General features: G+C 54.2%; 13 protein-coding genes. 8 read left to right on the top strand and 5 right to left on the bottom strand.

Annotation, left to right across the window (positions count from 1 at the left end; all coding sequences use genetic code 11):
* Positions 1-1206, bottom strand: coding sequence for an acyl-CoA dehydrogenase family protein (locus tag LEPIL_RS08180; RefSeq protein ID WP_040919911.1), 1206 nt, complete (start codon positions 1204-1206; stop codon positions 1-3).
* 309 nt (positions 1207-1515) lie between these two features.
* Here LEPIL_RS08180 and LEPIL_RS08175 point away from each other — a divergent pair, with 309 nt between their 5' ends.
* From LEPIL_RS08175 to LEPIL_RS08145, 6 genes are all read left to right on the top strand, one after another.
* Positions 1516-3372 (top strand): SLC13 family permease, encoded by a 1857-nt coding sequence (locus LEPIL_RS08175; protein WP_002771720.1) that lies wholly within the window; start codon positions 1516-1518, stop codon positions 3370-3372.
* Positions 3369-4391, top strand: coding sequence for an ABC transporter substrate-binding protein (locus tag LEPIL_RS08170; protein ID WP_002771719.1), 1023 nt, complete (start codon positions 3369-3371; stop codon positions 4389-4391). The genes LEPIL_RS08175 and LEPIL_RS08170 overlap by 4 nt, the downstream gene beginning before the upstream one ends.
* Positions 4391-6397, top strand: coding sequence for an ABC transporter substrate binding protein (locus tag LEPIL_RS21845; RefSeq protein ID WP_002771718.1), 2007 nt, complete (start codon positions 4391-4393; stop codon positions 6395-6397). Before LEPIL_RS08170 ends, LEPIL_RS21845 begins: the two co-directional genes overlap by 1 nt.
* Positions 6394-8238 (top strand): alkaline phosphatase PhoX, encoded by a 1845-nt coding sequence (locus tag LEPIL_RS08155; RefSeq protein ID WP_002771716.1) that lies wholly within the window; start codon positions 6394-6396, stop codon positions 8236-8238. The genes LEPIL_RS21845 and LEPIL_RS08155 overlap by 4 nt, the downstream gene beginning before the upstream one ends.
* A 78-nt stretch (positions 8239-8316) precedes the next feature.
* Positions 8317-8754, top strand: coding sequence for a Fur family transcriptional regulator (locus LEPIL_RS08150; RefSeq protein WP_002771714.1), 438 nt, complete (start codon positions 8317-8319; stop codon positions 8752-8754).
* A complete protein-coding gene (locus tag LEPIL_RS08145) occupies positions 8751-9251 on the top strand; it encodes a cupin domain-containing protein (RefSeq protein WP_002771712.1) in 501 nt (166 codons plus the stop codon). Before LEPIL_RS08150 ends, LEPIL_RS08145 begins: the two co-directional genes overlap by 4 nt.
* 67 nt (positions 9252-9318) lie before the next feature.
* Here the strand turns inward: LEPIL_RS08145 and LEPIL_RS08140 are convergent, their stop codons facing one another.
* The 3 genes from LEPIL_RS08140 to LEPIL_RS08130 all read right to left on the bottom strand — a co-directional run bounded on the left by LEPIL_RS08140 (position 9319) and on the right by LEPIL_RS08130 (position 11573).
* Positions 9319-9894, bottom strand: a complete 576-nt coding sequence (locus LEPIL_RS08140; protein WP_002771710.1) for a DNA-3-methyladenine glycosylase I — start codon at positions 9892-9894, stop codon at positions 9319-9321.
* A 39-nt stretch (positions 9895-9933) separates the two neighbouring features.
* The gene (locus LEPIL_RS08135) at positions 9934-10572 is read right to left on the bottom strand and encodes an LON peptidase substrate-binding domain-containing protein (protein WP_002771708.1); all 639 of its coding nucleotides are present in this window, start codon (positions 10570-10572) and stop codon (positions 9934-9936) included.
* A gap of 104 nt (positions 10573-10676) precedes the next feature.
* Positions 10677-11573 carry a UbiA-like polyprenyltransferase gene (locus tag LEPIL_RS08130; RefSeq protein ID WP_002771706.1) on the bottom strand — a complete coding sequence of 299 codons (897 nt, stop codon included), beginning with the start codon at positions 11571-11573 and terminating at the stop codon, positions 10677-10679.
* Positions 11574-11684: 111 nt separating this feature from the next.
* Here LEPIL_RS08130 and LEPIL_RS08125 point away from each other — a divergent pair, with 111 nt between their 5' ends.
* Positions 11685-12338, top strand: coding sequence for an LIC11874 family lipoprotein (locus tag LEPIL_RS08125; RefSeq protein ID WP_143464856.1), 654 nt, complete (start codon positions 11685-11687; stop codon positions 12336-12338).
* On the opposite strand, the gene LEPIL_RS08120 is transcribed toward LEPIL_RS08125, so the two are convergent.
* The gene (locus LEPIL_RS08120) at positions 12271-13029 is read right to left on the bottom strand and encodes a menaquinone biosynthesis protein (RefSeq protein WP_157135041.1); all 759 of its coding nucleotides are present in this window, start codon (positions 13027-13029) and stop codon (positions 12271-12273) included. The two genes, LEPIL_RS08125 and LEPIL_RS08120, sit on opposite strands and share 68 nt — an antisense overlap.
* A gap of 78 nt (positions 13030-13107) precedes the next feature.
* On the opposite strand from LEPIL_RS08120, the gene LEPIL_RS08115 reads away from it, so the two are divergent.
* Complete coding sequence (locus LEPIL_RS08115; protein ID WP_002771697.1) at positions 13108-13638, top strand: hypothetical protein; 531 nt, start codon at positions 13108-13110, stop codon at positions 13636-13638.
* Positions 13639-13651: the final 13 nt, after the last annotated feature.

Genomic DNA, 13651 nt, shown 5'->3' with positions numbered 1-13651 from the left:
TTAACGCTTTCCTTTCGCGTAATCTTTGAGGATTCGCTTCCCGAGCGAGGATTTATGAACCTCGTCCGCTCCGTCGTAGATGCGCGCCCCGCGTTCATGCCTGTAGAGATAGGCGAGGATCGTATCATCCGACATGCCCAGCCCTCCGTGAATCTGCAGAGCGGCGTCGATGACGCGCTGCATGGTACCGGCCACCGAAAACTTGATAGCGGCGATATGATCTCGTGCCTTCGTCGCTCCGTCGTTATCGATCATCCAGGCTGCATGAAGCACCGAGAGCCGGGCCTGTTGAATCTCGGCATACAGCTCGGCCACTTTATGCTGTATGGCATCGTTATCGGCCAGCGTCCTTCCGTCGAGCGTGATCACGCGCTCATTGGCGCGCTCGCAGAGCATATCAAAGGCTCGACCACAGATGCCAAGCCAGCGCATGCAGTGGTGAATACGGCCGGGACCGAGTCGCTCCTGAGCGATGCGAAAGCCGTGCCCTTCGCGACCGAGAAGGTTCTCTTTTGGAATGCGACAGGATTGAAACATCACCTCGCCATGACTGAAGTAATCCGAACCGGATTCGCCCATGATCTGAATGTTTCGCATGAGCTGAAAGCCCGGATTGTCGGTGGGCACGATGAACATACTTGCGCGAAGAGCAGGCGAGGCCTTCGGATTCGTCACCATCATGGCGATGGAAAACGAGGCGCCATCCGCGCCGGTAGTGTACCATTTATGGCCGTTCAGTACGTATTCGTCGCCGTCTTTCACGGCCGTCGATTCAAGCAGAGTCGGATTCGATCCTGCCGTGTTCACCTCCGTCATGGCGAAGCAGCTGCGGATCTCGCCGGCAGCAAGGGGCTTGAGATAGCGCTCTTTCTGTTCTTCAGTTCCGAACATGTGCAGGATTTCGATATTGCCGGCGTCGGGCGCCTGGCATCCGAATAGATAATGCCCCAGCGGGGAGCGGCCCAGCGCCTCAGAGACAAGGCCATGCTCGACCAGGCTGAGGCCCATGCCGCCGAGTTCTTCGGGCAGCTGCGGTCCCCACAATCCCATCTGCTTTACTTTCGCGCGCAGAAGACCCAGCTCGGGCAGGAGCTCGCGAAAGGGCTTACGAAAAAAGGTCTGCTCAAGCGGATCGACCTCTTTTGCGAGGAATGTGCGGATCAGATCGAGCGTCATTTGCATCTTTTCTGAGATTGTGAAGTCCATACGGAAAAGCGGCATACCGGCGTTGCCTGTCAATCCGAAAAAATCGAGCGAACGCTCGCTATTTAATTGCTCGGATTTCTCTGCATCCGGGTGTGAATTTGCAGAGTCTGCAACCTGACTTCCCGAGAGAACAATCCATATGCGGAGGTGGGCGATTGCCAGCAAACCGGGTAGATGCGCGGAAATTTTCGTAGGAGGGTTTCGCGAAATCTTAAATATTGTTTACAGATATGAGCTGGACGATTAAGCACTGTAGAGCCCCTTAAAAGGAAGCAATTTTAGGGGGCCTTAAAATAGAGAGGTTGCAGGATGCCAGGAGAGAGAGTGGAATTCGGTCCCGATATTCTGGATCGAATCCTTGTGGTGCCATCCATGCAAAACCTGCCGCGACGTAAGATCGCCGGTGTGGTTTCAAGGATGGAGTGTTATCGATTGTCGGTCGGCGACGAGATTTTTATTGCGGATCAGCCGGCAGATTTTATGTACTGGGTGATTGAAGGCGAGGTGACGCTGAGCGCCCCTTCTGGAGATCAGAAGATCGTCGCCGGCGATACCTTCGGCGAAGAGGCGCTACAGGCCGAAGGCGTTTATGCGCAGAAGGCTCACGTAACCGAGAAGGCGCTTGTCGTCAGGCTGGCGGCCGATTGGTCGCGAAGCCTCTTTGCCGGTTCTTCGGCTTTTCAGGGGCTGCTGTCTGCTCTGATGCGTCGCCTGACGGGCCATGGTATTAAGGCCGTCGACTCTGTCGAAAGCACAAACGGTGAGCAGGGCCCTGACTGGCTGAAAACGATTGGATGGCTTGCGACGATGATCCTGCCTCCGCTTCTTTTTGTCTTCGGCCGCGGGACGATCGCTGAAGGCAATCAGCTGGTCTTCCTGTGTATATCGCTTGCGACGGTGCTTATGTGGGGGTTTCGCCTCATGAATGAGTTTATTCCGAGCATCTTCGCGATACTCTCGATTCTGATCTTGAACATAGCCCCGCCTGAGGTGGCCCTTGTGGGCTTCACGGATGGATCCTTCTATCTTGCCCTCAGTATTTTCGGTCTCAGTTCGCTTATCGTATCGTCGGGCCTGGCCTTTCGTATGGTCTTGTGGATGCTGCGAGCCGTACCCGTCTCACCGCGGTGGCATGCATGGAGCCTTTTCTCGATCGGCACCCTGTTAACGCCGCTTCTGCCCTCGGCCAACGGTCGTATCGCGCTGATGATGCCCGTTCTGAAAGATCTGATCGATTCATCGAACTACAAGCCCGGCGGGCGCACGTCGACGTATCTTTTCATGTCGGGCTTTGCCGGGTTTACGATGCTTTCGACGATCTTTCTTTCGAGTAAGACCATTCACTTCGTCATCTTCGGACTTCTGCCGCAACAGGTAAAAGAGCGTTTCAGCTGGGGCTACTGGCTTCTCGCCTCTCTTGCTGCCGGCGCCGTTCTTGTGATAGGCATTTTTCTATTGCTCGAATACTACAGTCGCGGCAAAGAAGATCCCGGCGTAACGCGCGAGCAGATCAAGATGCAATACAGGGCTTTCGGTCCGATGTCGTTGCCGGAATGGGCGGCGCTTGGCGGCGTGATGCTGTTTATTGTGGGCATTTCAACGGAATCGCTTCATAAGATTCAGCTTCCGTGGATCGGACTCATGGTGCTCTATGCCACGCTTGCAGTCGGTCTTTTGAGCCCGAAGCAGTTCCGGGTCAGTACGGACTGGACCTTTCTGCTCTACCTCGGAACTCTGATCGGTTTTGTAAGTACGATCTCCTATCTGGGACTGGATAAAGAGGCGGCGGCATCGTTAAGTTTTATGGGGCATTATATGAAGAACCAGTTCTGGCTCTTCGTCATCATCCTCAGCGCCACGGTGATCGTTCTGCGTTTTTTCGTGCCGACGAATACGGCGGTGGCCATCCTTGCATCGGTGCTTTTTCCCATGGCTCAGGCGCTCGGTGTGAATCCCTGGGTTGTCGGTTTTATTCTTTTGATGCTTTCTGATATATGGTTTTTTCCGTATCAATGTACGTATTACGTGCAGATCGAATCACTGGTGGAGAAAGATCCGCATCTTGATACGAAAACCTTTTATCGCTTCAATGCCGTGTCGAATGCCCTGCGCATCGTCGCAGTCTTCGCCTCCATACCTTTCTGGAAATGGCTGGGTCTCTTATGAAAATACAATTAGAAAAATTGATGGCCTTCGCCTTCGTGTCGATGGTCGTCGTCTTCCTCATCGCCTACAACCTCAACAAACCGCGAGTATTTATTCTGCACAGCTATGATACGGATTACTCCTGGGTAACCGATATCAACGAGGGCTTTGCTCGCGTTTTGAAGAACAAGGCCTACAATACGCGCTACTTCTACATGAATACCAAGCGAAATCCGGGCGTTGAATACAAGCAGCGGACGGGCGAGACGGTGGTGAAGATGATCCGCGATTGGAATCCCGACATCTTAATTGCCGTCGATGACGACGCTCAGAAGTTCGCGGCGCGCCACTTCATAGATGATCCGAAAATAAAAATCATCTATACGGGCGTGAACGCCTTTCCCGAGGATTACGGATTTGATAAGGCGAAGAACGCCACGGGTATACTGGAGCGACTGCCTTTCGAGGCTTTTAAAGAAGTCTTTGTGCAGATCCTGCCCCCGAATCGGCGCAAGGTCATGCATATTGCCGACTCATCGTCAACGTCGGTCTTTATTCAGCATGAGGTTGAGGCCTATGACTGGGGCCCGATGGTTCTGACTGAAACGATCCTCTGTGATACGATGGAGGACTGGGATCGCGCCATCGATCGTGCGAACCGCGAGGCCGACGTTCTGTTTGTGACGCACTACCATACACTGAAAGACGATAAAGGCATCGTGATCGAGCCGCGCAAGGTTATCGAGCGTATGGAGCCGCGGCTGAAAATACCCGCCATCGGCAGCTGGGGCTTTTATGTCGAAGACGGAGGCATGATGGCCGTCGCCGTGTCGCCATACGAGCAGGGAGAAGAGGCCGCCCGCATGGCCGTTCGCGTCATCGAAGAGAAGATCGCTCCGCGGGAGATCCCCGTTCAGACGAGTCATCTTTTCGTTATCTATATTCGCGAAGAGAGCATTCGCAGGCGCAACTTGCAGGTTCCTGGCCTGATCGAGGCCTTCGCACGCGCTACGAATAACTATTTCGAAGAGGTGCACTGATGCGCACACTTCTATATACAAAGAGATTGCTATGCCTCGGGCTGCTCCTGTTTGTCGGGCAGTCCCTTCCTCTTCTTTCAGCGCCGTCGGGGGCGGAAAAGAACGTTCTCGTGCTGCATTCGTATCATAAAGGACTGAGCTGGACGGAACGGGCCGTTTCAGGAATCGAGAATACCTTTAACCAGAGTAACTTCTCGGGTACAAAGGTGCGTATCTTCTATGAATATATGGATACGAAACGATTTGAAGATCCGGAGTATCAGGAGCTTCTTGTTCCTGCCCTGAAATACAAGGCGCAGCGCGTTCACTATGACGTCATCATCAGCGTCGACGACGCCGCTCTTCAGTTTCTGTTCAAGCATCGCGAAGAGATCTTTGGCGAACCGACGCCGGTCGTTTTCTGCGGCGTGAATTTCTACTCGCCCGAGCTTCTGGCTGGAAAAAAAAACTACACTGGAGTCGTCGAGGCCTTTGCGGCAAAGGATACGATCGATCTCGCTCTGAGGCTTCATCCGCAGACGAAGGAGTTCGTTATCATCGGCGACGATTCGGTGACGTCAGTCGCAAACAATCGAGCTCTTCAGAAAGTAGAGCCCGACTATAAAGAAAAGGGAATAAAGTTCCGCTATATGACGGGGGCGCGCATCGAGGAGTTTCGTCGAGAGATCGAAAAACTCGAACCAGGCGCCATCGTCCTGGCTATGCTTTTCAACAGAGATTCGAATAACCGCTTCTATACGTATGAAGAGGCCTTCGAGCGTTATGCAGGCCTGGCACGCGTTCCCGTCTATACCTACTGGGATTTTTATCTCGGGAACGGCGCCGTCGGCGGCAAGATCATCAGCGGTCGGGCGCAGGGAGAGGCCGCCGCCGCCATTGCCATTCGACTGCTGGACGGAGTTCCGATGTCTGAGATCCCCGTCGTCACCGAGAGCCCGAACGAGTATATTTTCGACTATAAACAGCTGCGCCGCTTCAGTATCTCTGAAGGCGATCTGCCCTATGGGTCTCACCTGATCAACGAGCCGGTTACGTTTCGCGAGTTTTACGAGCGTTATCGCAGCTATATCTTCGGATTTCTCGCGCTGATCACCTTCCTGCTCGTTGTGATCGCCGTCCTGGCGGTGAACATCCGCCGGCGCATTCGAAGCGAGAAGAAGCTGATCGAAACCAACAGCGCCTATTACCGCTTTGTTCCGCGGGAGTTTCTCGATTATCTGAACAAGAATGATATTCTTGACGTTCTTCCCGGCGACTGTGTGAAGCGTGAGATGTCCATTCTCTTCTCAGACATTCGATCGTTCACTACGTTATCCGAAAATATGACGCCTGAAGAGAATTTTCGGTTTATTAACTCGTATCTGAGTTATATCAGTCCGGCGATTCGCAACAACGGCGGCTTTATCGACAAATTTATCGGCGACGCCATCATGGCGTTGTTCCCGGGATCGGCCGATGACGTTCTGCGTGCAGCGCAGGATATGACCTACCGACTGGTTGATTTCAATTTGATGAGAGCGAAAGAAGGGCTACCGCCCATCTCCATCGGCATCGGCATTCACAGAGGTGACCTGATGCTCGGAACGGTCGGCGAGGCGATGCGTATGGACAGCACGGTCATTTCAGATGCCGTTAACCTGGCGTCGCGCCTCGAAAGCCTGACAAAAACGTATGGAGCGCATGTCATCGTTAGCGAGCAGGTCATCGACTCTCTCGATGAAAAGAGAGACCTCTTCTTGAAAAGGTATCTCGGTCGTGTGAACGTAAAAGGAAAGCATAAGCCCGTCGTCGTCTACGAATGGCTTGAGGCCTACTCCGCCGTTGAGAAGGAGCCCCTTATTCGTTACAGAGAGCGTTTTGAAGAGGCCGTACGTTTGATCGAAAAAGGGCATATGACCGAAGCGGCTCCGCTCTTGAAAGAGATTTTGAAAGAGAACCCCGCCGACGGCGCGGCAAAATATCTGATGACGCGCCTGCGCGCAGCACATGAGGAGCTTGAGGTATGAAAAATGCAATACTCTTCGCCCTGATCTTCCCGATTGCCGTCAGTTGCTCGCGAATCTCCCTTGATTTTCGCGGCATTGGCTGGCCCGAAGGCGAAGAGGGCAGACATTCGATTCGCAGCACTGATTCGGCCGTTTTTCAGGGAAAGGATATGCCGATCAAATACCAGACGTTTCTGCGTTCCGGCGATGCGATTACAGGCGGAGTGTACGGTCAGGTGCTGTCGCGGACCGGGCAGCCCGTTCGCAACGTCTTCCGTTCGCTTGGAGTGAACGACGGTCCGCTTGCCGGCGTTAGCAATTTCAACGATTTCACAACGATGCTGGAGCGCGACGGCAATCTGTTCGTCGTCCAGCATTTTGAATCCGTACCGGGAGCCGTTTATATAACGTCCGTAAAGCGGGATGAAGAAGGAAAGCTGATTCCTCTGTCGACGCGGAACCTGGACTTTGCCGAACAGGGAGGCGTTTACAGCCCCTGTGCCGGAAGCATAACGCCGTGGGGATCGCATATAGGATCTGAGGAGTATGAACCGAACGCGGGAATGCGCGATACGCTTGGGCGCATCGATGCCCGGTATAACGCCATGGCCGGCTTTTTCTCGGGTGATGCTTCGCACACCGACGTGTTGCGTAACATGAACCCGTATCTGTACGGATGGACGCCTGAGGTGATCCTGCTTGATGGCTCGGGAAAGACCGAAACTCGCAAGCGTTATGCCCTGGGCCGCTTCTCGCATGAAATTGCCGTCGTTATGCCCGATCGCCGCACCGTTTACATGAGCGATGACGGAAAACACGGCACGCTCTTTCTCTTTGTCGCCGATAAGCCGGGCGATCTTACGGCGGGAACGCTTTATGCCGCTCGCTGGAATCAACGCAAGGCCGACGTTTTGCGGGAATCTTCAGTCATCGCCGATCTGCAGTGGGTCTCTCTCGGCCATGCCACAGAGGCTCAGATCGAATCCGTCTTGAAAAGTGATATCGTTCCCGGCGCTGCGGGCCCTTCGGGTCCTCTCTTTCAGGATCTTTTTGATGCCGTCGCTCCGGTTAACAACGCCTGCCCGGAAGGATTCACCGCTGTGGAGGCGGGAACGTCTAACCTCAGCGCTCCTGATTCGAAGCTGGAATGCCTGAAGCTGAAAAGCGGTGAGTTTAAGGGAGTGCCAGTATCGGTGCTTGCTTCAAGGCTGGAAAGCCGACGGTACGCCGTCATGCTCGGTGCTACGGCCGAGTTCAATAAAAAAGAAGGCGTCGCCTATGACGATGTGCGCAATCGTCTGTACTTTGCCGTTTCGCGAATCGAAAAGGCCATGCAACCTGAAAAAGGAAAGGGCATCGCAGCGGATCATATTCGCCTTACTGCGAATCGTTGTGGGGCCGTTTTTGCGGCCGATCTGAAGGCCGATACATCTATCAATAGTGATTATGTCATCGGTGAGCTGTACCCTCTTGTGCTGGGGCGACCGCTGGCCGAGTCGCAGGTGGCCGGACGAAAGACCGATCTCTGTGATCCGGACCGCATGGCCGAGCCCGACAACATCGCCTTTCTGCCAGGAAGCGACCTGCTCTTTATCGCCGAAGATGCCGATGACGGCCATAGCCTGAACTTTCTCTGGTCGTATAACGTTCGCACGGGGAATTTTCGTCGCCTTCTGCATGGTCCGCGCGGAGCCGAGATCACGTCTCCCTCCTGGATTCGACTGGGCGACGGCTCGCTGTATTTCTTCGCCACCGTCATGCATCCCTATCGTGATATCGAGGCCGACGGTGGACCCGGAGGACGTGCCGTTACGACAGAAGAGAGGCGTGCGACTACGGGGTATTTCGGACCGTTCCGGTAAAGCGGCCATTCAGGCCGGCCTCCGACGACCTGACAGAAAAGGCTCGTCAGTGTCAGGTTTTAGCGCAATCTGGTACCGATGAGCCAACAGGAGCTGGATCATTCTCTCAAGCGCATCCGGGATCTTGGATTGCGGCTTACTCCGCAGCGTACCGAGATACTGAGTATACTTATTCAAGCGCAGGCCCCTCTTTCGGCTCAGGAGATCCACCAGAATATCATCGAACGGCAACCGGCGGTAAGCCTTGATACCGTTTACAGAAATCTTACTACTCTTACCGAAGCCGGCCTCGTTTCGCAGGTCGGATTGCAGAACAGAGATTCGGCGCGCTTCGAATATCAGGGCCAGGACCACCATCACCATGCCATCTGCTTGAAGTGTCGCAAATCGGTATGTATCGGCGAGATCAGCTCGCAACCGGGCATTGAGAAAGAGCTGAAGGCGGCGGGATTCAAGCCGATGGGGCACGTCTTTGAGGTCTACGGGCTCTGTGCCGATTGTCGGGAGGACCAATGACGGAATCGACGGAATCGACGGAATCGGCAGCGTCTCTGATTGAACGTCTGCAGATGCAACCGCATCCTGAAGGCGGCTACTACCGGGAAACCTACCGTTCCTCATGCGAAATCCAGTTGCCCGGTCTTTTCCCGGGGCCCCGGTCGGCATCAACAGGTATCTATTACCTGCTGGAGCGAGGGGATTTCTCGGCCTTTCATCGTATCAAATCCGACGAGATGTGGCATTTCTATGCCGGCGATCCCATCATAGTTCACGTGCTGCATGCAAATCGTGCTGAGCGCTATCAGCGGATTGAACTTGGTCGCGGGCTGGCGTATCAGGCCGTTGTGCCGGCCGGCGCCTGGTTTGCCTCAGAAAGCGCAGGCGAGTTCTCTCTGGTCGGATGCACCGTCGCTCCCGGCTTTGATTTCGCCGACTTCGAGATGGCCGAGCGTTCCCGTCTCATTAAGGATTTTCCCGAATACGCCAATCTTATCACAAGCCTGACGCGTTGACCGGTTGGTGTTTGAATTCTCGGAATCGGCGTTTTGATTGCGTCCTGATTGCGAAAGAAGTGAATCCTCAATATGAGTCGATGATCTGCTGTCGTCTGAAACAATTCAGCGAATGATCGTTAACCATTCCCGTTGCCTGCATGTGAGCGTAGCAGACGGTTGATCCGAGGAATTTAAAGCCGCGCTTTTTCAGATCTTTGCTCAGGGCGTCGGATTCGGCGCTTGTCGCCGGATAATCCTTTTTCTCGCGCAGAGTGTTTACCCTGGGGCGGCCGTCCACAAATCTCCAGATATAGTCAGAGAATGATCCGAATTCGGACTGCACCTTTATAAAAAGCCGGGCGTTATTCACGGCAGCCTCGACCTTGAGGCGGTTACGTATGATTCCCGGATCAAGAAGAAGTTTTTCAATCTTCGCCTGAGTGAAACGGGCGACCTTCTCCGGTTCGAAATTCGCGAAGGCCCTTCGATAGTTTTCTCGTTTTTTCAGTACCGTGTACCAGCTCAATCCGGCCTGCGCCGATTCGAGGGTCAGGTATTCAAAGATCAGGCGATCGTCGTAGACGGGAACACCCCATTGCTCGTCGTGATAGGACAGGTAGTCGGGCTTCGTTACATCGACCCAGGGGCAGCGATCGTTCATTGACTAATCCTCTGTTAAAAAAAAGAAAAAGCCGGGTCTTCAGTTCAGCGATTCACCGGGAAGTTCAGGAGAGTCGTCGCTGCGGCGACTGAGCTTTTTCGCCAGCATTCTGTATTCGAGCTTCTGATGCAGGCGCCTTTCGGTTTCGTTCCAGCGGTCTATAAAGTGATCCATCTTCAAAATGGTCTGCTTTTCGGGAAGCGGCAGATCCAGAAGGCGCAGGGCGGAATGGCAGAGAAGAAGCGGGTCCACTGGAACCGTTCCGTCCAGATCGAGAAGGCGCCGAAGCTCCGACTCAAAAAGCATGCGTTCCGGTTCTGAGGGCAGCGCCGACAGATCTTCGGAAAGCCTTTCACATTCGCCCATCGTATAACCATCGGCGTGCGTTTGCTGCGAAACGAGGCGAATGCGCGAATCGCCGATCAGCTCGACATGCGAACGCCCATCCCCCTGACGATGAACGGCGCGAATATGGGCGAGCGTACCGACCGGATGCGGCTCGGCGACGGGGCCAAGCGCCTCGCGGCCGTCTTTGATCAGAAAGATGCCGACAGGCAGGCCTTCTTCGAGGCAGCGATCCAGCATGAGGCGGTAGCGCGGCTCGAAGATATGCAGTAGAAGCGGCATGCCTGGAAAGAGCACCGTATTAAGCGGAAAGATCGGTATCTGTTCTGTCATTTATACAATACCCCGATACAGGATTCCGGCCACGGAACTCAAGGCCGCTTCCCTGAAAGGCAAGAGCCCGATCGCTGTCTCAATTCGTGGCTTCCGTCTGTACCTTAAAGAAAGCCCGGCAGAATAAATCTGTCCACAAGCAATCCGATAAAGATGACGGCGCTGATGGCGGCATTGACATTAAAAAAGGCGATGGGAATACGATCAAGCCGTCCGTTCCCCACAAGCACATGCTGAAAGACAAACAGCCCACCGACGACGGCCAGCGTAAAGGCGAAGAACCATCCCGTCCCGGCCAGCAGGGCAACACTGACAAACGTGAGGAACGAAAGCAGGTGAAAGCTACGCGCGATCCAGAAGGCCTTTGAAAGGCCGAACCGTGCCGGAATAGAGCGCAATCCGACGTTGCGATCGAATTCAAGATCCTGCGACGCATACAGGATGTCGAAACCCGCCGTATAAAAGGCGACGCCGAGCATCCAGAGTAGAGGCTCAATCGTGATTGTTCCCGCTACGGCGACCCAGACGGCCGGAGGAACAAGGCCAAGAGCAAGGCCGAGTACGAGATGGCAGAGGCAGGTAAAGCGCTTTGTAAACGAATATCCGAGCGTGACGATGATTGGTATGGGCGAAAGCCATCCGGCAAGAGGTTGAATCCAGAAGGCGGCGGCGACGAATATCGCAAGGAAGAGTACGACGAAAAAGACGGCGCTTGAAAGAGAGATCGTTCCCGACGGAATCTCGCGGTTCGCCGTGCGTGGATTGGCCGCATCAAAACGCCGGTCGACGATGCGGTTAAAGCCCATCGCCGCACTGCGCATGGCGACCATACAGATGACGATACCGGCAAGCAGCTTCAGAAAATCCGATCGCTCCAGAACAGAAGGATCGTAGTAGAGAAGCTGCACGAGGGCGACACCGGCGAAGGGAAGGGCGAAAAGGCTGTGCGAGAATTTGATCATCCGCAAATAGTCTGAAAGTCGTCGGATCGGTTTTTGCATGACGGCAGAGAGGCCCCTTAAAAGCTATCGAACAGATTTATGAGCAGTGTGTGCAGGCAAAGCAAATTCCGAAAACACGCTCGCAGCGTTCGCCTGCTTGCCTGGATCGGTATGTCCTTAATGCTCGCGAGCTGCTTCGAATACGAAGAGAAGATCGTATTTCATCGAGACTTTTCGGGCGTCATAGAATTCAATTATACGGTTCCCATCGACGAAGAAACCGGAAAGTCGCTGATCGCCTTCTTACCGTCACAGCTTGTCGATGTAAAGTCCCGTTACAATCATCTTCCTGTGAAGCCCGAGTTACAGGATTTTGTCGCAGAGCGCATTCCCGGTGAGCCGTTCCAGCAGGCGAAGGTCAGCTATCGTATCCGCTTTCATGAGGTGAAAGAGCTGGAGACCTATCTGCCGGGTGATACGCAGATCTTTCAGGGGGCGGGCACGTTGCGGCTGTACAGATCCTTTCCCGGCCTTGAATCGGGAACAGAGGGCAGACAGATTCGTGTCTACAGAATGGCCTACCGCACGATTCTCGAACAGCTGAAAGGTCGCACGATGAAGTTTACGATCGTTTGCCCCTGGTATTTTGACCTGTCGTCGAATCAGGGTACGCTGCCTTCACCGGGTGTCGTCTATTTCGCCTTTCCGCTCGATCGCACGATGCTTCAACCGAAAGAGACGCTCTGGAGCGTCGAGATTAAAGCAAACCCTTCTCCTGAAGAAGGCCCGAAAACACAGCAAGGGCCCGGCGGTCCTCTGCCGTAAGGCGGTAATGCAGGGCTTCCGTTAAGTAAGCTCTGTACTCTTCTCCGTATCGGGCTAATATCTCGTCCATGCGAGCCAGCCCCCATTCAAGGGATGATTCAAAGAACCCGTCTTTGAATAGAGCGGCCTTTTCTTTCGGATACGCCCACAGAGCGGCAACAAAGGGCAGACCGGTCTCAGAACGCCACCATGTTACAAGGTCGTGAAAATGAAACCCCGCCGGCGATTTGAACATTGACAGCGCCGCGTCGCCGATCAGCAGCCCTGCCGTATCGGCGTCGAGCATTGCGGGGATTTCTTCGGGCGGCAGGGAAACACATTCCGGCAGGTGGCCGAAACGACGCAGATAGAGCAGACGAACAAGGGCGACCGTCGTGCGGCTGCCTTCGTCGAGATAGATCCTTTTTACGGGGATGTCTAAGTCGTCGCATTCACGACGCAGATAGAGCAGGGATTGCACTTCGGATTCGCTGGCAACGCCGACGGAGTCGCACCAGGCGAGGCGATCGGCATTACGAAAGCATTCGACCGAGCTGATCAGCGCCGCATCAAGCTCGCCGGCAAGAAGCTGCTCAACGAGACGGGCCGGCGTATCGGGATGACAGGTAACGCCCGTACAGCGCTCCGTATCGGTCTGGAAGGCAAAGTCAAGCGGACGTGCGTTCAGGTATCGCACAAGCCCCAGTCGCATAAACCAGTTTTTCGGCGAAAGCGAGGGCTGCATTCAAAAATCAGTTTACATGCAGGCTTTTCGCGGCTTCTTGATACTGTGGTCCTTTTCCGTTCAGCAATAGTTTTTCTGTTTTTTGTCGTATTTTCCGTTATCAGTTGCAAAACCATTTCAACCGACGACGCGCCGGGCTCTCCCGAAGAGATCGTTTTCCGCGACCGAACAGAGCTTTTAGAGACGCGCATTCCGTCCGGATCGGTCGCGCATTCCTTCGAAGGAACGAATTACGACTTCTACGTTTTTGAATGGTGGGATGGCGAGTCGCTTTCGTCGCGTATCGAGATTCGCATTCTCGGCGCGGGTTTTCGCGATCACCTTGCCGGCGATTATGAGACGTTTTTCCAGAAGCAATGCGGCTGTAATATCTTGAAAAAAGGATGGGTTCTTGTCGCCGGCCAGAAAGGGCGGGAGTTCGTCTTCACGATCGAAGACGGCAAAAAGACGGCCATCGAGCGGCATCTGCAATGGAAGGGAAAGATGATTCAGCTTCAAGGGCTTGCTCCGACGGCGAATCAGGAATTGATGAAAAAGAGATTACAGACGGTGCAATCCAACCTGCAGCTGCTCTGAAACGTGCGAGGAA

The sequence above is a fragment of the Leptonema illini DSM 21528 genome, assembly GCF_000243335.1.
GTDB classification, from domain to species: domain Bacteria; phylum Spirochaetota; class Leptospiria; order Leptospirales; family Leptonemataceae; genus Leptonema; species Leptonema illini.
The sequence above is the reverse complement of the archived record's forward strand: the minus strand, read 5'-3'. Positions and strand labels throughout refer to the sequence as shown.

Coding starts and splice junctions, on each gene's coding strand:
- LEPIL_RS08150 (WP_002771714.1), top strand. CDS start 8,317: ATGAGCCAACAGGAGCTGGATCATTCTCTCAAGCGCATCCGGGATCTT.
- LEPIL_RS08155 (WP_002771716.1), top strand. CDS start 6,394: ATGAAAAATGCAATACTCTTCGCCCTGATCTTCCCGATTGCCGTCAGT.
- LEPIL_RS08140 (WP_002771710.1), bottom strand. CDS start 9,894: ATGAACGATCGCTGCCCCTGGGTCGATGTAACGAAGCCCGACTACCTG.
- LEPIL_RS08120 (WP_157135041.1), bottom strand. CDS start 13,029: ATGCGACTGGGGCTTGTGCGATACCTGAACGCACGTCCGCTTGACTTT.
- LEPIL_RS08170 (WP_002771719.1), top strand. CDS start 3,369: ATGAAAATACAATTAGAAAAATTGATGGCCTTCGCCTTCGTGTCGATG.
- LEPIL_RS08125 (WP_143464856.1), top strand. CDS start 11,685: ATGTCCTTAATGCTCGCGAGCTGCTTCGAATACGAAGAGAAGATCGTA.
- LEPIL_RS08175 (WP_002771720.1), top strand. CDS start 1,516: ATGCCAGGAGAGAGAGTGGAATTCGGTCCCGATATTCTGGATCGAATC.
- LEPIL_RS08180 (WP_040919911.1), bottom strand. CDS start 1,206: ATGGACTTCACAATCTCAGAAAAGATGCAAATGACGCTCGATCTGATC.
- LEPIL_RS21845 (WP_002771718.1), top strand. CDS start 4,391: ATGCGCACACTTCTATATACAAAGAGATTGCTATGCCTCGGGCTGCTC.
- LEPIL_RS08130 (WP_002771706.1), bottom strand. CDS start 11,573: ATGCAAAAACCGATCCGACGACTTTCAGACTATTTGCGGATGATCAAA.
- LEPIL_RS08135 (WP_002771708.1), bottom strand. CDS start 10,572: ATGACAGAACAGATACCGATCTTTCCGCTTAATACGGTGCTCTTTCCA.
- LEPIL_RS08145 (WP_002771712.1), top strand. CDS start 8,751: ATGACGGAATCGACGGAATCGACGGAATCGGCAGCGTCTCTGATTGAA.